General features: G+C 63.3%; 20 protein-coding genes. 10 read left to right on the forward strand and 10 right to left on the reverse strand.

The genetic code is table 11. The features are described 5' to 3' along the window. Positions 1 to 64: 64 nt before the first annotated feature. Positions 65 to 694 (reverse strand): hypothetical protein, encoded by a 630-nt coding sequence (locus IEY49_RS15425; RefSeq protein WP_189010383.1) that lies wholly within the window; start codon positions 692 to 694, stop codon positions 65 to 67. Between the two features lie 155 nt (positions 695 to 849). On the opposite strand from IEY49_RS15425, the gene IEY49_RS15430 reads away from it, so the two are divergent. The 6 genes from IEY49_RS15430 to IEY49_RS15455 are packed head-to-tail and all read left to right on the forward strand — an operon-like array spanning position 850 to position 3,106. Further along, positions 850 to 1,164 (forward strand): helix-turn-helix transcriptional regulator, encoded by a 315-nt coding sequence (locus IEY49_RS15430; RefSeq protein ID WP_189010385.1) that lies wholly within the window; start codon positions 850 to 852, stop codon positions 1,162 to 1,164. After that, on the forward strand, positions 1,161 to 1,439 hold the full coding sequence (locus IEY49_RS15435) for a hypothetical protein (protein WP_189010387.1): 279 nt from the start codon (positions 1,161 to 1,163) through the stop codon (positions 1,437 to 1,439). The genes IEY49_RS15430 and IEY49_RS15435 overlap by 4 nt, the downstream gene beginning before the upstream one ends. Then, positions 1,439 to 1,696, forward strand: a complete 258-nt coding sequence (locus IEY49_RS15440) for a hypothetical protein (protein ID WP_189010388.1) — start codon at positions 1,439 to 1,441, stop codon at positions 1,694 to 1,696. The genes IEY49_RS15435 and IEY49_RS15440 overlap by 1 nt, the downstream gene beginning before the upstream one ends. A gap of 42 nt (positions 1,697 to 1,738) precedes the next feature. Further along, complete coding sequence (locus tag IEY49_RS15445; protein ID WP_189010390.1) at positions 1,739 to 2,368, forward strand: HAAS signaling domain-containing protein; 630 nt, start codon at positions 1,739 to 1,741, stop codon at positions 2,366 to 2,368. 1 nt (position 2,369) lies between these two features. Then, on the forward strand, positions 2,370 to 2,618 hold the full coding sequence (locus tag IEY49_RS15450) for a hypothetical protein (RefSeq protein WP_189010392.1): 249 nt from the start codon (positions 2,370 to 2,372) through the stop codon (positions 2,616 to 2,618). Between the two features lie 17 nt (positions 2,619 to 2,635). Continuing rightward, a complete protein-coding gene (locus IEY49_RS15455; RefSeq protein WP_229780841.1) occupies positions 2,636 to 3,106 on the forward strand; it encodes a DoxX family protein in 471 nt (156 codons plus the stop codon). 247 nt (positions 3,107 to 3,353) lie between these two features. Here the strand turns inward: IEY49_RS15455 and IEY49_RS15460 are convergent, their stop codons facing one another. After that, the gene (locus tag IEY49_RS15460; RefSeq protein WP_189010394.1) at positions 3,354 to 3,578 is read right to left on the reverse strand and encodes a hypothetical protein; all 225 of its coding nucleotides are present in this window, start codon (positions 3,576 to 3,578) and stop codon (positions 3,354 to 3,356) included. 661 nt (positions 3,579 to 4,239) lie between these two features. Between IEY49_RS15460 and IEY49_RS15465 the strand changes: the two genes are divergently transcribed. Beyond that, positions 4,240 to 6,210, forward strand: a complete 1,971-nt coding sequence (locus IEY49_RS15465; protein WP_189010395.1) for an RCC1 domain-containing protein — start codon at positions 4,240 to 4,242, stop codon at positions 6,208 to 6,210. 234 nt (positions 6,211 to 6,444) lie between these two features. On the opposite strand, the gene IEY49_RS15470 is transcribed toward IEY49_RS15465, so the two are convergent. Further along, positions 6,445 to 7,359, reverse strand: coding sequence for a MerR family transcriptional regulator (locus IEY49_RS15470; protein ID WP_189010396.1), 915 nt, complete (start codon positions 7,357 to 7,359; stop codon positions 6,445 to 6,447). A 264-nt stretch (positions 7,360 to 7,623) separates the two neighbouring features. Then, positions 7,624 to 8,022, reverse strand: coding sequence for a hypothetical protein (locus IEY49_RS15475; protein WP_229780842.1), 399 nt, complete (start codon positions 8,020 to 8,022; stop codon positions 7,624 to 7,626). A gap of 434 nt (positions 8,023 to 8,456) precedes the next feature. Here IEY49_RS15475 and IEY49_RS15480 point away from each other — a divergent pair, with 434 nt between their 5' ends. The 3 genes from IEY49_RS15480 to IEY49_RS15490 all read left to right on the forward strand — a co-directional run bounded on the left by IEY49_RS15480 (position 8,457) and on the right by IEY49_RS15490 (position 12,228). After that, positions 8,457 to 10,268: an NPCBM/NEW2 domain-containing protein gene (locus IEY49_RS15480; protein WP_189010397.1), complete on the forward strand. Its 1,812-nt coding sequence runs from the start codon at positions 8,457 to 8,459 to the stop codon at positions 10,266 to 10,268. Between the two features lie 1,129 nt (positions 10,269 to 11,397). Then, positions 11,398 to 11,700, forward strand: a complete 303-nt coding sequence (locus tag IEY49_RS15485) for a hypothetical protein (RefSeq protein WP_189010398.1) — start codon at positions 11,398 to 11,400, stop codon at positions 11,698 to 11,700. Positions 11,701 to 12,003: 303 nt separating this feature from the next. Further along, positions 12,004 to 12,228: a hypothetical protein gene (locus IEY49_RS15490; RefSeq protein WP_189010399.1), complete on the forward strand. Its 225-nt coding sequence runs from the start codon at positions 12,004 to 12,006 to the stop codon at positions 12,226 to 12,228. A 308-nt stretch (positions 12,229 to 12,536) separates the two neighbouring features. Here IEY49_RS15490 and IEY49_RS15495 read toward each other — a convergent pair whose 3' ends face one another. The 6 genes from IEY49_RS15495 to IEY49_RS15515 form a co-directional block, all read right to left on the reverse strand. Beyond that, the gene (locus tag IEY49_RS15495) at positions 12,537 to 12,776 is read right to left on the reverse strand and encodes a hypothetical protein (RefSeq protein ID WP_189010401.1); all 240 of its coding nucleotides are present in this window, start codon (positions 12,774 to 12,776) and stop codon (positions 12,537 to 12,539) included. Between the two features lie 39 nt (positions 12,777 to 12,815). Further along, positions 12,816 to 13,391: an HD-GYP domain-containing protein gene (locus tag IEY49_RS15500; protein ID WP_189010403.1), complete on the reverse strand. Its 576-nt coding sequence runs from the start codon at positions 13,389 to 13,391 to the stop codon at positions 12,816 to 12,818. Further along, a complete protein-coding gene (locus IEY49_RS15505) occupies positions 13,297 to 15,564 on the reverse strand; it encodes a PAS domain S-box protein (RefSeq protein WP_189010405.1) in 2,268 nt (755 codons plus the stop codon). Before IEY49_RS15505 ends, IEY49_RS15500 begins: the two co-directional genes overlap by 95 nt. Before the next feature lie 16 nt (positions 15,565 to 15,580). Continuing rightward, a complete protein-coding gene (locus IEY49_RS21510; RefSeq protein ID WP_229780843.1) occupies positions 15,581 to 15,751 on the reverse strand; it encodes a hypothetical protein in 171 nt (56 codons plus the stop codon). 241 nt (positions 15,752 to 15,992) lie between these two features. Then, complete coding sequence (locus tag IEY49_RS15510; RefSeq protein WP_229780851.1) at positions 15,993 to 16,520, reverse strand: DUF5946 family protein; 528 nt, start codon at positions 16,518 to 16,520, stop codon at positions 15,993 to 15,995. A 2-nt stretch (positions 16,521 to 16,522) separates the two neighbouring features. Next, complete coding sequence (locus tag IEY49_RS15515; RefSeq protein ID WP_189010408.1) at positions 16,523 to 17,290, reverse strand: hypothetical protein; 768 nt, start codon at positions 17,288 to 17,290, stop codon at positions 16,523 to 16,525. Positions 17,291 to 17,847 lie beyond the last annotated feature (557 nt).

Genomic DNA, 17,847 nt, shown 5'->3' on the forward strand with positions numbered 1-17,847 from the left:
TTGGCGCATCGCAGACGTAAAGCTGGTCTGGGCTCCAGCGGGCACATGCTGCGGACTGGCCGTGTCACACGTCCGGACCGGCGTGATCGCTACTCTGCCTTGTACCTCGAAGGGCGTCATGACGCTGGCGTGGCAACCCGGCCAGTCCGGTCAGCAGTAAACCCGCCACTCCCCACGCGGTGGGATTCGGGAAGTTGAGGGTGGTGTCCACGCACGGGCCATCCCTCAGGCGCTTGAGGCACTGTCTGACGTGGAGCACCGCGGGACTGGCCTGCACGGAGATGCGGTCCTGAGGGCTGCGCCTGAGCAGCGCGTTGTGCTTCTCCTGCGCCAGGGCCAACACGGGCCAACCCGCTCCCAGGGTGACCACCAGCGCGGCCACGCTGACCCGCCACATTCGCCCTGCCTGTGCTCCCCACGACCGCGCGCCCCAAAGCAGCGCCGTATTCATCGCCAGGACCGAGAGGACCAGGGGGTACCCCAGATGGGGGCCGGTGAGGGGGTACCCCTGGTGCCAGTACCGCAGGCCCCGCAGGTCGTAGCGCACCTGATCTGCGTTGGCGTAAGGAAAGGCGTCCATTTCGCTGACACTGTGTCCCGCCAGTGCGGTGTCCACGAAGCAGACGCCGTACAGCACTGGGGCGGCCAGCAGGCACAGTACCGCCCAGGCAAGCAGCGGGCCAGAAGGAGACATGGGTGCCAGCGTAATGAATGTCGTGTCGTCCGCGCATCTCTCGAAAGTCTGAGAGTGAAGGGTGGTCCAGAGGCTTGTGTCCGGCCGGTCAACCGCGAATGAGGTCGTGTCCCAATTGAAAATTCATACATCTGCTTTTGAGGTATGCTGGTGTTATGAACACGCGTGAGCGCCTGCGGATGCTGATCCTGGCGGTCCTGGAACGCCAGCCCGAACACGGCTACGCCATTGCCCAGGCCATCAAGGCGCGCTCCGAAGGTCTGCTCACCGCCCGCGAAGGCAGCCTCTACCCGGCCCTTCACGCCCTGGAAGCCGAAGGCCTGGTCGAAAGCGAAGAGCACGATGTGGGTGGTCGGGTGCGCCGGGAATACCGCCTCACCGAGAAAGGCCGGGGCGCGCTCACCCGGGCACGCGGTGACTGGAACAGGCAGGTGCGTGCGGTGGGTGCCGTCCTCGGAGGACAGGGGTGAACGCGCAACAGTGGCTGGAGCAGGCCACCCGTGACCTGCCTGCTGGAGTCACCGCCCGTGTCTCACGCGAGACGCTGTCACACCTTTACGAAGCCGACCTGCCGGACGGTGGGGACGTGCTGGCCGTCCTGGGCGATCCCGAACCCACCAACGACGAACTGCGGCGTGTGTATCTGACGGTCAAAGAGCTCGAGGAGCTGGCGACGAGCGGCCCCCTCCGGACAGGCCTGAACCTCACGGAGTGGATGGCGGGGCTGGTCTACCCGCGGTGTTGATGAACGAGGCCATGCGCTCCGGCGCACTCCCATCGGGGCTGGGTGCTGCGGTCCTGCTGGTGGGCGTAGCGCTGACCTGGGATTTCCATCCGGTGCGGCGACGGCAGTGGCGGGTGATGCTCATGGTGTACGTCGCGGGATGGCTGGAATGGCTGCCCCGGGTCTGGAGTTACACCGGGTGGCCGATGACCTACGCCCCGCTCTTCGCTGCCCTGGTCATCGCTCGCTTACTCGACCTTCCGCCTTCTGCGGCGTGACACCCAGGTGCGCCGGACGCTCCAGGTCGAGGAGGGTCGCGTATGACACTGGACCGCTGGCTCGAGGCGGCCACCGCTGGCCTTCCTCCTGAAGTTGCCCACCGTGTCCGGGCCGAGTACACCGCCCATCTGGCCGCCGCGCAGGAGGCTAGAGTGCCTGAAGCGGAGGCGGTGGCCGACCTGGGCGATCCGGAGCGTGTACGCCGGGCACTGGGGCGGACGTATCTGGGCGAGACGCGGTTGCAGACACCGCGAGACCCGCCAGGGCGGCCACTGCTCACGGCGATGGCCTGGGGAATGCCGCCGGTGTTCGGGCTGACGGTGGCCTCGATCTACGTGGACACCGTTCCTTTTCCCTGGTGGCGACTCGCTGCGCCCGCGTTGGTGTTCCTGCTCACCGCGGGCGTCTGGTGGCTGACCCACCGCCTGAGTGCCGAACGGCGGAACCTCTGGTGCGGCCTCTGGGGAGGAATAGGGATCCAAGGCATGCTGTGGGGACAGTGGGTGCTGCAAGTGTGGCATGGCGAGGAATTCGTCTGGCCGTGGTTTCTGCCCGTCTTCGGACTGTTCGTGCTGGGCTTTCTTCTCTGGACGGCCGTGGAAGACGTCCGCCTGCGCCACACGCTCGCCCTGGAGGATGGCGCACGTGATCCTGGAGCGCCCGCTGAATGACATGACTGCCTTCTTTCTGCCTCACACAGCGTGCCGCATTGGCCGTGACCTGGAGGAGCACGCCCTGGCCCACGTCGACGTGTTGGGCGAGGTTGGGCAGCCTGACCCGGAAGGTGTGGCGGTCGAGGCCGGAATGCGGGACGTGGCGGTGATGAACCACATGGACATCGAGATCACCCTTGCTGCGGAGACGCACGAATACCCGGCCCTGGTGCCGGTGGCCATCCGCGCTCAAGCTCAACCGGCGTAATGGCCGAGGGGACACCTGTGGCTGACACTCCGCTGGACGCCAGGACCACCACGCTCGTGCAGACCATCGGTCGTCTGCTGCTCGGCGTGGCCCTCCTCTTCGCGGGAATTGCGCACCTCACGGGGGCACGACGCGAATTCCAGGCCCAGGTCCCTGACTGGCTGCCTCTCCCGGCGGATACCGTAGTGGTCGCCTCCGGCATCGTGGAGCTGGCGTTGGGTGCGGCCCTGATCGTCCTGTCCCGCCACCGGAGGGGAGTAGGTTGGGTGGTCGCGGGCTTCTTCGTGGCGATTGTTCCAGGCAACATCGCTCAGTACGTCAACCGGATTGACGCGTTCGGTCTGGATTCTGACCGTGCCCGCGCGATCCGGCTACTGTTTCAGCCGGTCCTGGTGGCCTGGGCCCTGTGGTCGACGGGGGTGTGGCCGGGCATGAGACGGAAGACGAGAGAGTCGGTTTCACGCGGGGGCCCCCATGAAGGTCGCTGAGGGGCTGGTACGGGCCGGTCACTCGACCGCTGCTGTTCCAGTGGCGTCGAACGCCGCGGAGGCCGAGCAGGAACCTTGCGTCCATAAAAAAGCCCCCAGGGTCACTGGGGGCGGGGCATCCGACTTCACTCGGCCGGGGTGCATTGAAGCTGAGCGCAGTGTGCGGGTTCAGAAGATCAGCTTCCTGAATCAGCCGTTGAGGCTGCTTCATGGAGGGCTTCACCCGTTGCTGATGAAGGGTATAGCCCTACGGAGTAGGGGGTGTGACGTCTTCTACCGTCATTGGCACGGCTTTGGCGCGCTCGTAGAGGGCACAGATGCCGGTGGTGTGGGGTGGCCGGGTGTACTCGAGCAGGGCTACCGGCGTGGGTGTGCCTGGCTTGAGGCGCTGGTCTTTGAGCTCATCGGCGGTAGCCAGGGCGTCGGGGTACAGCTGGGAGTATCGGGGGAGAGGAGGGCTGCGTCTGCGCATGGGCGGATCCTCCTGTTATGGAATGAGGAATGACTGTGTGGGTCGGGAAGGAGCAGGTTGGCCCTATCAGTTTACTGTCCTTTCAGGCCGCTTATAAAGCGTAGACTTGGCGGGCATCCATATATACAAGAATGTACATACTTTCCCAGTACACCCCCTCCCCGTCACTCCTTCTGCCTGCACCGCAGTGAGGCACCGCGTTCCTTGTCCCCACCTCCAGCTGCGGCCCGCGCAGTAGCAGGAGGCTGGATCTCCCGGGTTCAGGTGCGCCAGCCCAGGCACATGCGGAGGCAAAGTCAGGACGTAGGCACAGGTTGGTGTGCGTTGCCTTAACTGATTCTCCTGGCACACTGCCAGAGCGTGTGCTGGTGCACCGCAGGGGTGAGGAGGGAAGAAGGATGCACACCAATAATACATTCTTACGTTTACAGGAGTGTTCGTTTCACCACCTCACGCCACCTGACTCCCCCCAGGAAAGCAGTTCAATGCACAACCGGTCTTCACGGTCTTCAGGCTGGCCTTAGCTTTCCTCATCGTGTACAACGAAAGTACTCAAAGTTCCTGCCGGTTCTCACAGCACCTCCAGCTCCCTGCATCACGCCGGGTCGATGTCCTGTGCCGCACGCCCCAAGCCCTGCTGCCCTGAAAGGAGACCCTGAGCGTGAACCGATTGCGCTACATCCTGCCTGCCACCATGACGCTTCTGGGCGCGTGCGGCACCACGCCTCCCACCACGTCCACCACACCATCTGAAGCCCTCACCAGCATGGCCATCAGCGATGGCGCCCGCGCCGGCGGAAACAAACACTTCTACTTCGTGGCGCCACTCGTCAAACCGCCCACCACCTTCGGGGGCAATCCTTTTGACGCCGGGGCCAATCCCACCGTCAACGTGTGCGCCCTGCCGCCCGGAATCACCATCAACACCCTCGCGAGCACCTCCTGTACTGCGAGCGGCGCCACCGCCATCGCGACCTTCACCCGCACCCACGGGGACCGCGGGCAGACAATTCGTGTGGACCACGAGAGCGAGCACTTCATCGTGAACTTCCACACCGGGATGTTCCACTTGAAGCCAGAGCTGTTCTACCGGGTGGAAGTCCATATCGGCAGCACGCTGCTCGGCTTTCTGGACCTGGACGTGACTAGCAAAGGGGCTAACCGGAAGAAAACGAAAAAAGGAGACCCAGGGGACACGCTCGCACTGACCGGAGGACGAACCCTGCCCATCAAGTTCCGCATCGAGCAGGGTGCAGTGCCGGGTGGGCAGTCCCTTTCGGTCAGCCGATACGGTGGCTGTCAGGTGAAAGCGGGAGAGGTGTACTGCTGGGGGTACAACCCCTCGGGCCGGGTCGGAAACGGCACACGAACCACCGCCCTGAGCGCCGTGCGAGTGCATCGCCCCTCAGGCGTGAACGCCTTCACATCTGTCAGCACGCACCAAGGGCACACGTGCGCCCTCACAGACGCGGGAACAGCGTACTGCTGGGGCTCCGGAGCGTCCGGGCAGCTGGGCACGGGTCAGTTTGGCTACGGCGGGTTTACTGCTGACTCCATGTTGAACTGGGATTACCGCCCGGGGGAGAACGCCTACGGCACGTGGTACTGGACCGAGCCTTATGGGTCTACTACCCCCGTCCCCGTTCGTATGCCGACCGATGAAGCAGGGCGTACGGTTCCCTTCACTGCCATTCGAGCTGGCGAAGGGGGGACGTGCGCACTGGGGGCCAACGGCCGGGTGTACTGCTGGGGCAGCGACTCGGACGGCCAACTTGGTGACGCAGCGGGCCGTACGGAACTGGGATCAGATCAGTACTGCTTCAGGTCGGAGCACTGGTCCAACGGCACCTTCTATAAGACGGCAGAAGAGTGTCAGACGGAAAGGTTCACAGGGTCCGCCGTGCCGGTTGCAGTGAACGTTCCAGGGGGCACACCGTCGTTCGCGTCACTGGCAGAAACCAAGGACGTGGTGAACTGCGCCCTGACCGCTCAGGGCCAGGCGTACTGCTGGGGGAATAATCTGGATCGGCTCATCAAGCCAGGCAGCGTCCCGGCGGATGCCTATGTATTCACTCCCGAGGTTGTGCAGCCTTCCTTGAGCTTCGCGCGTCTGTCCATCTATCGCCAGGCTGCCTGCGGCGTGCTGGCGGACCGGACCGATGTGTACTGCTGGGGTGCTAACTATTACGGGCAGCAGGGCCGGGGCATCCTCCCCACCTGGAGGCCAACGGTGGGAGGACTGGACAATGAGTTCTTTCCCACGGCAGCTCCCATCATCACCCCACCAGGTTCGAACCCCGCCGTGAAGTACAAGGATGTCGATATTGGGTTCCGGCACGCTTGTGCCTTAAAGGATGATGGTGCAGCGTACTGCTGGGGTGAAAATGCCAACGGTCAGCTGGGGACAGGTACGGCGGTGCTCAACGACTCAGGAAGTGCGGTGGCTCAGGCCGTTGTCGATGGCAGCGGCACTGCGTTGCGCTTTGATTCAATTTCGGCCGGGGTGTACATGACCTGCGGAATGGTTTCCGGGAGTGGGACGCGGTGCTGGGGATCGAATTTCCAAGGGTCTCTGGGCAATGGCACCTGGCAGGATTCACCAACGCCACTGCCGGTGGTGAATCTGCCCTGAAATCAAACCTCAGAAGCCCCGGTGGAACGGGGCTTCTCGCTTTGGTGAGGTCCCTCGGGCCATCCTCTCCACGAATCTGATTGGCCACGGACAAGTCCGGCGCCCACAGCTCACCGTTCGTTTCAAGCAGGGCAGATGGACACCAGGTGTGCTCCACGGAATCTGGTCATCCAGACCGTTTCACGGCCAACGTCATGGTCGTGTTGATCCCCGTCGAAACAATTCGCAGTGCAATTAAATCTTTTCATCCGTGACTGGAGTTTCGTCCCACGGCACAACGGAACCCAGGTCATCTGACCGGACCAACCATTGCACGTCCGTGACCCAGGCCCCCGCGTCCCGGGTGTCCCACGGTCCCACACGAAACACCTCCTGCGTCAGAAACTCCCCCGCCCCCCGCAGCACCGGCACGCCCTCCCGCTGCGCATACTCAAGCAGCATGGCCATCACATGCCAGATATGCTCATACGGCCCCGTGTGCTGCACCCCGAACCATAATCCTGCCGGGGTCGCGCCCAGTAGCACATCTCCCTCCACCGGGACGGGCCCGCTGACCTCAAAGCCCGCGTACACCTCCACCCCGGTCAGACGGCGGCGCAGGTCGTCAACCGGCAGGCTGAACGTCATAGGAGGGCTGGCTGGTTTCACACCCTGCCGCTCCAGGACGGCCCGGACTGCCTCGAACGCCCGCTCCCGATCCGGTTCAAATCGGCGCATTTTCGTGACGTACTGAACGAAAGCCCAGGGCCGGGAAGGTCGCTCCTGGACCATCACCTCATACTGTTGCCCCTGCCATGGATGAGCCCTCTTGCGCATCAGGGAGAGCAGGTCCTGCTGACGATCCTGGATGTCCTGATGGAGCTGGCGGATTTTCCAGTCGTAGATCTCGCCCTGGTGCTCCAGCGTGGGGTTCCGCATGAAGTCCCGGAGCAGCTCCACCGGGACCTGCATGAAGTGCAGTTCCGTCAGAAGGAGCATCTGTTTGCGCTGGACTTCGGTGTACGACCGGTACCCTGTCTCCGGATCCACGAATGCTGGCTTGAGCACATCCGCCTCGTCGTAATACCGCAGGGTCCCCACCGGGAAGCCAGTGAGTTTCGCGAACTGACCGATGCTGTACCGCTTCGTGTCCTGGGGATCGCGCTCCATACCTCCCTCCAACCACTTGACCAACCGTCGGACCAGCTGCGGTGGTGAACCGTCCCCCGGGCGGCCAATCCGTACGCTTCAGATTCGTTCTCGCTTTTACCGTAATCCTTCTTGCAGGAGAGTCAAGCGCCCCTGAAAGGCCAGACGGAGCCGTCAGCAGGTGACGGTCATCCCCCACTTCACTTCCACGCAAAGGGTCCAGAGGAGTGACCAGGTGGCCATGACCTGGTCACTGGAGTGAAGCACTTGCGGGTGGTGTGGGGGTTACCGGGGCCGGGCCAGCGTGATTTTTCCACTGCCGGTGGTTTCGTCAAGCTGGGCAACGTACAGGTGACCGTTGGTGCGGTTCTCGGTCAGGTCGAGAGGGCTGGGGTTGAAGTCGGACAGGCCGGGAATGTTGGTTTCGGACCCGATGATGTCCTGGCTGGTTCCACCCTGGGTCAGCACGATGATGTCCTTGCCGGCGCTGTAACGCACCACCATCAGCTTGTTCTTCAGGGCGGTCGTCTGCGCGCTGGTGTACTCCTCGATCACGCCGTTTGGTGAGACATGCTCACCGAAGTCGAAGGCGAAGCCGCGCCAGTTGCGGTCAGGCAGCACGCCCGCGGGGTAGTCGGTCACTTCGCCCCGGTCAATGCCGCTGGTGGGATTGCCTCCGTTCATGACCCATTCGCAGGTGCTGGTGCGGAAATCGTATTGATTGCAATGCTTGTGGGCATCAGCCTTTTAGCTTTGTGGTTGTACGCCACCACCCCGAAACGGTTACCCGCACCGCGCCTGCGGCCGGCTCCAAAGTATCCGAGACGAAAGGCACCTCTCGCGTCTTCATGGGAGCGACGGACGCTGATCCATACGCAAGTTGACCTTGTCATTTGAACGAATGTAAGTAGTTCAAGGCCCCACCCCAGCTGATGCCAGGGTGGGGCCTTTTTTTGGTGTGGGAGATGTCAACCGATCGAATGCTTTTCTTTAGAGATTTCCAGTGACATTCAGATGCGCAGTCAGGTGCTCATGCGGCGGGTTGCCTATACCGGTCAAGCTGAGTTTCGCCACCCAGAGTCTGACCCCGCCCCTCACCCCGTGGCCAGAGGTTCCCCATGCACGCACGCCGTCCCGTCCTGCTCAGCACCGCCCTGACCCTCCTGCTCGCCGCCTGCGGCCAGCCGCAAGGAGAGTCACCCGCCGAAGTCGATCCCTACGCCAACGGCGCGAATTACCCCTGGTCCTACATCGCCCCCGAAGGCCGCCTCACCACCCTGAGCCTCACCCCCGGCGAGAACAACCTGTACTTTGAACCCATCCTCGCCGCCTCCAACGGCTGGGGTCCCGTCGAAATCGACCGCAGCAACGGCGAACAGGCCGCAGGGGATGGCAGAACACTCTCCATCAACGGGAAGACGTACACCCGCGGGTACGGTGTTCATGCCGGCAGTGAACTACGCTTCAGCCTCAAAGGCACCGGAGCGAACTGCACACGGTTCACGGCGGATGTCGGGGTGGACGACGAGGTCGGCAAGAAAGGCAAGGTGGTGTTCCAGGTGTTCCTGGATGGCGTCAAGGCGTACGACAGCGGGGCGATGAAGGGCAAGGACCCGGCCAGACTGGTGGACCTGGACATCACTGGGAAACAGGAACTGAGGCTGGTGGTGACGGATGCGGGGAACGGCATCAACTACGACCATGCCGACTGGGCGCAACCCAAGATCTTCTGCGTGGCCACCACGCCCCCCACGACCCCGCCCCCCACCCCGCCACCCGCTGGCCCCTCAGGCACGCTTGATCCCAGCTTTGATAGTGACGGGATCGTGGTGACCAACTTTGATGGAGGGGAGACAGAAGCCTCTGCCGTCGTGCAACAGCCGGACGGCAAAGTGGTCGCCGTCGGCTCAATGTATTCCTTCGGTATCGATACCAAAACTGTCGTTGCTCGCTACAACAGTGACGGCAGCCTTGACCCCAGCTTCGGAAGTGCGGGAACGGCCGTACTGAATCTGATCATCAGAAGTGCCGACAGTCCTGTAGGGTTCGAAAAGCATTCCGCTGTAGCGCTGCAAAAAGACGGCAAGATCCTTGTGGGTGGCGGAACTTCAGGCCTCACCCCGTTGATGGCACGCCTGACTCCGACAGGCGCCCTTGACCCCACCTTCGGCAATGGTGGCGTCGTCATCGTTCCCGAGCTGGAAGTCGGGGAGGTGACCGAGCTTCTGGTGCTGAGTGATGGGCGATTCCTGGTCAACGGCAGCCGGGCCGTACGACGGTACCACCCTAATGGAACGGTTGACACGACATTCGCGAATGCAGGTACCCTCGAGCGCCAAGAGAACGGGCAACGGTACATCGCCGACATTGCTCTTCAGTCCACTGGCCAGATCCTTGTCCTGACGAGCAACGGGTACCTGAAACGCTTCACCGCGGATGGGCAACTGGACACCAGCTTCGGGACCAACGGGCAGATCGGGTATGAGGTCTGGCGGTCCGCTTACCAGGAATTCAGTGGGGTCGCGGTCGCGGTACTCCCAGGCGACCACTTCCTGGTCGGGCTGAGCGGTCGGACCATCTCTGCTGGAGGCGGGTCCAGATATGAGCCACCTGTCGTGGATGACGACAGCATGCTGGTGAAGCATGAGCCCAATGGTGCCCCGATCAGCAGCTTCGGGACAGGGGGACGTGTGTTCTACCCTGATGGCTACGGTTTCTATGATTTACAGGCTCTGCAAGACGGTTCCTTGCTGGCACGCACAGTGCGCTACAACGCGGATGGAACCTTCAGGCAGAGCTACTCTCAGCCAGACTTTGAGGTGAGAAGCAGCAGCGTTCAGGCGGATGGACGTATTCTCCTGGTTGGAAAATCGATCGAGCCTCCGTGCTTCAGACCGTGTTCGTTCACTGTCGCTCGTCTGTTTCCGTGATCCGAGGCCTGCCGCTGATCACGTCTACGGACGGAACAACGGTCTCATCTCTGCTAATTCAGAGTGACGGGAGGGCTGTGGTAACGACGCATCCGGTTGCTGGCACTACCGCAACGACAAGTGGCGTGACCTTACGAACCCTGCCTTGAGGGCATAGGCAAGCGGAAAAGACAGGTGGGAGGAACGGCAATGCTCCTCCCACCTCGTCGTAATCAGTCCTGCACCCTTGTCACCTACCAGCCCTGGTGACTTTCCTGCCTGCCCCCCTCGTCCTACCGACAGACTTCCATCAGCACGTGGCCACACTCCAGCACCCATACATCACTGTTCGGCTCGCCTAGCCACCATCGGCCGCCTGACCGGTACCAGTTACCAGTCCCCTGCTGGGTGACGTGATGCTGGCGCCCACGCGATAGGACGGACAGGAGCCTCTTCCCATCTGGTGACTGCTTGACCTCGCAAGGTTCCTGGACTGCCTTCACGACACTCCTTCCTCAAACCAGCGCGGCAGATCCATCAACCGGCACCCGGTACTCCAACGGGTACTTCTCCGCGACCCAGTCCTGCTCGCGCTGAGTCCAAACCAGGTCGTCACCAGCTATAAACCCACACGCGGTCCGCGCCGCAGCAGCTGAAGCGCACGGACCCACGCGCCGCACGGTTTCACCTGTCTGCGTATGGACCACGGTGGCGTAAACCTTAGGCATAGAACAACCCTACGACACTTCCGTCATGTCGCGATTCAACGATGGCCCTGACCCGTCATCGGGCATTATGAGCGCGAACCCAATTCCTCGGACCGTCCGGATGAGGCCGAATCCTCCCACTTCCCGCAGTTTCGTCCGAAGGGTTGCGTGGCGCGTACCACGATCACAGGGCATGTGATCCCCCCCCGTGCTCACCTCCCCGGCGCCTGCACCGGTCGGTCACCGAAGCTACGCGGTCGCCATGCTCCTGGCCCACGCGCCCCACACCCAGCTCCCATTTCTCGATGTTCCCGCCGGGTCACGTTGGGGCAATGATCCCCACGGCCGTCGCGACCAGCAGTGAGCTGGCGACATGAGAGAGACCAGTCAAACATTGTGAGCACGAGGCCGTATGACCGAGCAAGGGTAAACTGACCCCAGAGGTGACTGACGTGGCGAAGAACAACCGGCACATCACTGTGGGAGACACGTTCAACACGGGGGACAGGCTGCTGGTCCTGACCGTGAACGGTCAGCCGGTGTACGCCGAGCCACCTCTCCATGAACCCATCAGCGAGGATGATCTGCGTGCTCTCGCCGTCCGCGTAACCCGAGACGAAGCGGTCGCCGAAGCATGGCTGGACCGCGCAAATCTGGACCTCTGTAACCGCACCCCCCGGGAAGTGGCGCGCGCAGGGCAAGGCCACCTGGCGGCGAACATCCTGCGGTGTTTCCTGGCGTTATGACCCTGCAAAGTGACGAGATGCGGGAGCCCAGCATTTGCTGGGCTCCCTGATTGTTGTGGCATCTGCACGACTCGTGAGCTACAGCACCCAGCACAATCAGCACCCGAAAACCACTCTTAGAGTTCGACGAAGACCCAAAGCAGGAAAGCCATCGCCTGTTAAAAAACGTCCCCTTCGTTTGAGCTTTGGCCTTACGCTTTAAGACATGAAGGCAACGATTGAGATTCAACCCTGAATCGATACACGCTCCGCCGCACCCTCACCCACGACCTGGGCGGCATCGGCATCGGCGGCGGGCAGACCATGGACGGCACTGGCTGGGACGAATGCGCGGATTTCCACCTGCCGAACGGCCGAGAGATCAGCGTGATGTTCGAAGTCGACGATATGACGGCATACCTCGGAATGTTCGACTACGCGGCGTCCGAACCCACGCTGCTCCGGTATGAAGGGGCGCCGGCCGAGGTTCTCGCGATCCTGACCGCCAATCTGGTGGCCCTGGGCTACCCACTGCCCTACGGCGCGTGACTTCGCTGCGGCCCCTGGTGCTGCCTGCACCGAGTCGGCATGACGATGGGAATGACATCCAGCCTCACTGAATCGTTGTTGAAACCGACGTGATGCACTGGTCTCAGCGACGATTCCTTTCGTCCCCCCCCGTGCTTACTCGTTCTGTGCGGCAGTATCGGCCCGATTCACCCCTCTGCTGAGCAATCATGCTGGTCCAACATCAGGCGAATCAACAGCAGTACAGCGTCTTCCAGACGCTCGTAAGTGCTTCACGGGTTCTGTCAAGCGGGGCGGCGTGTTGAGCGGCAGGTCCAGGTCGTCGACCACTACAGCGAAGTTCGTGCCGGATGCGCCGCCACAGCGGCCATCAAGGCGACGCCGATGCTGTTCAGGCCGGTCAGCACCCCCGCCGGGCTGGGCGCCACCTGGTACGCCCCGTGGGTGACGTACGGACCGGTCCTCGGGGTCTCGCCCAGCAGCCACGCGACGTTGTGACAGCTGGCCTGCAGGTGCGTCTGTGGGTTGCCCAGCAGCAACACCAGACACGGCAGACTGGGGGAGGTCATTATGCTGGCCGTGACGGGCCGTGCGCGTCCAGGAGAAGCTCAGGCTTCAGGCAGGTCAGTGAACGGCGCTTCCGTCCGGGGCCGCGGACCAAGTTGGGTCATCAGGGTCAGGAACACCCGCGTCAGATCGGGATCGAAGTGCGACCCGGCGGTCCGCTGAATTTCAGCGAGCGCGTCCTCGTGACTCCAGGCACGTTTGTACGGCCGTTCGTCGGTGAGGGCGTCATACACGTCAACGAACGCGAACAGGCGCGCCGAGAGCGGAATGCCCTCCGCTGCCAGGCCGTGCGGGTAGCCGCTACCGTCCCAGCGTTCATGGTGGTGCAGCACCACGTCCAGGGTGGTGCTGGGCAGGGTAGGAATGTGGCTGAGCAGTTCATGCCCGATTTCGGAGTGGCGTTTCATGGCCGCCCACTCGTCAGCGTTGAGCTTGCTGGGCTTCAGTAGAATCTCATCGGGAATGGCAACCTTGCCGGTGTCATGCAGGTACGCGCCCCAGCGGAGCGCGTCCAGGTGCGCGCTACTCAGGCCCAGCCGGCGGCCGAACTGCGCGGCGAGTGCCACGACCCGGTCGGTGTGGCCGGCCGTTTCGTAATCGCGGTACTCCAGCACCATGCCCAGCGCGCAGCGTCTCCTCGCGGGACGCGTCGAGTTGCGCGACGTGCAGGCTGCGTTCCATGGCGGTGCTGGCGTACTCGCTGATGGTGGCCAGCAGTCGGCGTGCGTCCGCGCGGACCTGCCCGTGCTCACTGAACAGCAGGAACGCGCCCAGCAGTTCCCCCCGCGCCATGACCGGCAGCGCGGCCACGCCGCGGTACTCGGTAAGCAGCGCCAGCACCGGCTTGGGCAAGCTGGATTCCTCTAGGGTCGTGAAGTGCGCCTGACCGTGCAGCAGCGGCGGCGCGAGCGTTCCCAACGACGAGGTGCGGCCCGGTTCCGCTTTCAGGAACGTGATCAGGGAATCTTTGAGCCTGTGGGCATGCACGGCGTCCATCCGCTGCCCAGTGATGCTGATGTACAGCCCGCCCGCGAAGTCCGTGAGGTCCACGCAGCGTTCCAGCGCTTCACGCGCCAGTTCCAGCGGGTCGTGCTGCGTGGCGAGTGTCTCTGCGAGATCCAGCAGCGCCTGGTAACGCTGCACCTGAGCTTGCAGTTGCCTTTCAGCACTGTTCTGCGCGGTGACGTCCTCAATCACCACCAGGCGCACTTCGCGTTCGGTGATGCGCAGGCTGCGTCCATGCGCGATCACGTCGATGACGCTGCCGTCCCGCAGGATGTGCCGGGTTTCGCTGCTGTCCACCCGGTTTGAATTCAACGCACGGATGATGCCTGGCAGGGCGGCGCGTTCCTCCTCGGGACGGAACTGCAACAGCGTCATCCCGAGGAACTCCCCGCGGGTGTACCCGTACTTGTCCACCGCGGCCTGGTTGGCTTCGAGCAGCGCCAGCGTCTGCCGGTCATACAGGAACATCGGCAGGGGGTTGCGTTCAAACAGGTGCCGGAATGCTGTTTCGCGGTGCGTGAGTTCCTGCTGAAGGCCAACCGTGGCGCTCACGTCCCGGGAGTTCACCAAAATCCCACCGATGTCCGGGTCGTCAAAGTGATTGGCGGCAATCGACTCGATCCACACCCAGTGGCCGTCTTGATGCTGGAAGCGGTACGTTTCCCGGACCGGTTCGCCCCGCCGGGTGGCGAGTTCCCCCAGGGTGTTGGCGACGTTCGCCTGGTCGTCCGGGTGAATCAACTCGAACATGGACCGGCTGAACAGCGCTTCGGGTGGGTACCCGAGGATTTTGGTGGTGGCGTCCGTAGTGAAGATCAATTGCCCGACCGGGTCGAGGATGCTGGTGAGGTCCGCGCCGTACCGGTTGAGTTTCTGATGCCGGGCGTCGCTGGCTTTGAGACGCTCGTGCAGCAGCGCGCCTTGCAGCGCCTGCGCGGCCTGCTGCGCGAGCGTCTGCATGAACGCCTGCTCCCCGGGTGTGACCGGGTGCGTGCGCGTGAAGCTCAGCACCAGCGCGCCCAGCTGGTGGCCGTCGTTGTGCAGGGGAAGCAGCGCCGTCAGGTGGTACGGCCCAAGCGGCATGTTCGGGTAACGCACCTGCCAGTCGTGCGCCGTCACGATGATGGGCCGATGCTCGCTGACCGCGTCACGCACCTCGCACAGCTGGTCAGAGTTCAGGTACTGCCGCCACAGCGCGGCGATGTCCTCGTCGTATCCGGTGGCGCCAATAGCAGTGAGCGGCAGGTGCGGCGCGCGGCGGACCACAATCGTTCCGGCCTGCGCGCCGAGGGTGGTGATGGCGTCCTCCACCACAGACCGGGCCACGTCATCCGGTGACAGCGCCCCAGCCAGCGCTGCCGTGACCGTGTGCCCCGAGGGGTCGGTGCCAGCCCCGCGGACGGTGATGGTGACGTCCTGCAATGTGAGCAGCACGCCCGCAATGAGGGGGTCGGTTCCGTGATGAACGGCCATGCCGCTCAGCCAGCGCCACGAAGGGCCGTCCTGCTTCACGCGGAAGGCCGGCAGGGCCATCACTTCACCCTCGCTGAGCGCCCTGAGGGCGCCGGACAGGGCCAGCTGATCCTCGGGATGCACCTGCTCGCTCAGAAGCCCGCCGGGTCCGGCGCCGCGCAGCACATGTCGGGCGGCCGGGCTGAGGTACTCCAGCAGGCCGTGTTGCGTCACGATGATCATCAGGTCTGCGTGATGCGCGAACAGGCGGTCAAGCACCGTCCGGTCTGGAACCGGGACGCTGCCATGGGAGGGGGTCGTGAAGTGGGTCATGTTTCCTGCGATGTGCTTATTTTTGAGCGACGCCAGAGGCTGTCGCGAGTTCCTGAAGGTGCGTGCCGGTGGCGCCATGCAGGTGGTGGACGGCCGCACGGCTCAGACCGAGGGTGATGAGGGCCGTGCCCGGCAGGGCCAGGAGGACCGAAGCCAGGGCCAGGCGTGTCCGCAGGCAAGTGTGCATCTTCGTTGGGAAAGATAAAAGAGAGGCTCAGACAGCCCTCTTACTGACCGACATGATCACGTCGGATCTGCTCTTGCCTACGGGGACAAGACAGCCTTCAGGAACGGAAGCCATGACTTCTGATTCGGGGAACCAGCGACGTCGCGAGTTTCTGCGGGATGCTCAACGCAATGGTGTGCACGACGACAAGCGCAGACGCATTGTCTTGGCCAAGGTTCGGGGCGTCCGTTTTCATGACGCTCTATTCGAACGCCATATACGCCGCGAACCAAGCTGCGACCTGCCCTTCATGCAATTGAGCCCAGACCGACCAAACATCGCGCACCCACGCCTCTGCCACGTCCGCGCGCGCTTGAACGTCAGCAGCGCTCAGCACGTCGGCCACCGTCAGGACCGAAGCAAACGACGGTGGCGTCAGCCAGAAAAAGCGCTCGTGTTTGGGCACTCTCCTTTGCTGTCCTGGGCGTTGACGCAACCGTTGCGCTTGATCGGGAGCGTACCCACGCACGATCACGCCATACAGCACCATCAAGTGAATGGCCACCGAATTGATCGCCTGATTGGACGGCGTGCCCGGATGCTGAACAGCGTACGCGTCCACCAGCAGCGCCTCAAAGGGCACGTCCGCGAGCGAGTACCGCGTACTGCCGAGGACGTTGAATGCCGCCCAGCAGGCAGGGCTGGAGGTCATGTAGCGATGAACGGGACCCTCCACGCGGGGCAACACCGCGCCGCAGCCCACGCACGTTTCGGGCGAGGGCGCATCCATGGTCACGGGGGCGCTCCTGCCTGTTGTTCGAGCGCGTCGGCCAAAGCCACCTGAAACCCGGCCTGGTTGGAGAGTCCCAGCGGCGTGTACCCCCAATCACGAGCGGCATCATCGCCGTACATCGCCGCGAGGACGGTAGGTTGATGAGTGCTCTCCACGTGCGGCGCCAGCACCACTCGTGAATACGCCAACTCCTCGGCGTTGAATTCAAGCGTGCGTTCCGCAAAGGCGGCCGAGGCGCCTTCCTGGCACATCATGCCGAGTAGCGTGTGCGGATCGCCGTGACACGCCGCGAACGCGGCGCGGTGAGCGCTCTCCAGCACAAGCTGCCGAAGCGCGGCGCGCTCGGGAACGTCGCTCGTCCATAGGCAAACAGTTACCCACCCGGACGTCTGTAGCGCCTGCGCGGTCTGGAAGCGCAGCGCGTCATTGATATGCCGATTGGTCCAGCCGCCTCCCACATCATCCAGCAACGTCAGCCCGACCTTGACAGTGGCGTTGTACGCCACATGAGGCAAGCGCGCGCTGGCTTCTTCGAGGGCGGTGCGGGCGGTGTCTTCTGCGCCGAGCGCCAGCCATTGGTCAAGGACTTCGAGGACATGCGCTTTGGCCATTGGGTTTGCGCGGACCAGGGGAGGCAATCGGACGTCTTTGGCGGTGTGTGCGCCAGCCACGACGGTGTCGAGGTATGCCTGAAAACGTGTGGCGTCCAGCGGACGCGCGTATATGGAGCGCAATTCGTTCAGGGTGGGGATCAGCTCGAACCGCATACGGGGAGCCTACAAAGCATGTGTCGCGGTCACAACCGCCAAATCACCTACGCCAGCAGGCAAGCACAGAACCACTCACTGAGACGGTTCTTTCCATGCTTCCGACATGGACGGGCATCGTGCAGTATCGTCGCCATCGCTGGTGCGGGCCAAGGTGCTGCCTTCCCTACACCCTCCTTCGCTGTGGCCCGCGCAGCCGCAGGAGAGAGGCGATTGAATTTCTGGTTTCACTCAGCACCAGCCCAGGCGCACGCTACAAGCCATCCCAAAAATGGGAGGGATACTCCAGACCACTCACCGGCACACCTGCATGACCTGCGTCATGTCAACCGTTCGGACCTTTTCACCTTGTATTCGGCAGTGCGGTTCGGATGCGCAGTCGGGTGTTCATGCGGCGGGTTGCCTATACGGGTCAAGCTGAGCCGAGCCACCCTCACAGTTCGACCCCTCCCTTCACCCCGTGGCCAGAGGTTTTCCCCATGCACGCACGCCGCTCAATCCTGCTCAGCACTGCCCTGACCCTCCTGCTCGCCGCCTGCGGCCAGCCGCAAGGAGAG

It is taken from the genome of Deinococcus malanensis (genome assembly GCF_014647655.1).
Lineage (GTDB): Bacteria > Deinococcota > Deinococci > Deinococcales > Deinococcaceae > Deinococcus > Deinococcus malanensis.

Coding starts and splice junctions, on each gene's coding strand:
- IEY49_RS15425 (WP_189010383.1), bottom strand. CDS start 694: ATGTCTCCTTCTGGCCCGCTGCTTGCCTGGGCGGTACTGTGCCTGCTG.
- IEY49_RS15430 (WP_189010385.1), top strand. CDS start 850: ATGAACACGCGTGAGCGCCTGCGGATGCTGATCCTGGCGGTCCTGGAA.
- IEY49_RS15440 (WP_189010388.1), top strand. CDS start 1,439: ATGAACGAGGCCATGCGCTCCGGCGCACTCCCATCGGGGCTGGGTGCT.
- IEY49_RS15445 (WP_189010390.1), top strand. CDS start 1,739: ATGACACTGGACCGCTGGCTCGAGGCGGCCACCGCTGGCCTTCCTCCT.
- IEY49_RS15450 (WP_189010392.1), top strand. CDS start 2,370: ATGACTGCCTTCTTTCTGCCTCACACAGCGTGCCGCATTGGCCGTGAC.
- IEY49_RS15460 (WP_189010394.1), bottom strand. CDS start 3,578: ATGCGCAGACGCAGCCCTCCTCTCCCCCGATACTCCCAGCTGTACCCC.
- IEY49_RS15470 (WP_189010396.1), bottom strand. CDS start 7,359: ATGGAGCGCGATCCCCAGGACACGAAGCGGTACAGCATCGGTCAGTTC.
- IEY49_RS15475 (WP_229780842.1), bottom strand. CDS start 8,022: ATGAACGGAGGCAATCCCACCAGCGGCATTGACCGGGGCGAAGTGACC.
- IEY49_RS15480 (WP_189010397.1), top strand. CDS start 8,457: ATGCACGCACGCCGTCCCGTCCTGCTCAGCACCGCCCTGACCCTCCTG.
- IEY49_RS15490 (WP_189010399.1), top strand. CDS start 12,004: ATGGACGGCACTGGCTGGGACGAATGCGCGGATTTCCACCTGCCGAAC.
- IEY49_RS15495 (WP_189010401.1), bottom strand. CDS start 12,776: ATGACCTCCCCCAGTCTGCCGTGTCTGGTGTTGCTGCTGGGCAACCCA.
- IEY49_RS15500 (WP_189010403.1), bottom strand. CDS start 13,391: ATGGTGCTGGAGTACCGCGATTACGAAACGGCCGGCCACACCGACCGG.
- IEY49_RS15505 (WP_189010405.1), bottom strand. CDS start 15,564: ATGACCCACTTCACGACCCCCTCCCATGGCAGCGTCCCGGTTCCAGAC.
- IEY49_RS21510 (WP_229780843.1), bottom strand. CDS start 15,751: ATGCACACTTGCCTGCGGACACGCCTGGCCCTGGCTTCGGTCCTCCTG.
- IEY49_RS15510 (WP_229780851.1), bottom strand. CDS start 16,520: ATGGATGCGCCCTCGCCCGAAACGTGCGTGGGCTGCGGCGCGGTGTTG.
- IEY49_RS15515 (WP_189010408.1), bottom strand. CDS start 17,290: ATGCGGTTCGAGCTGATCCCCACCCTGAACGAATTGCGCTCCATATAC.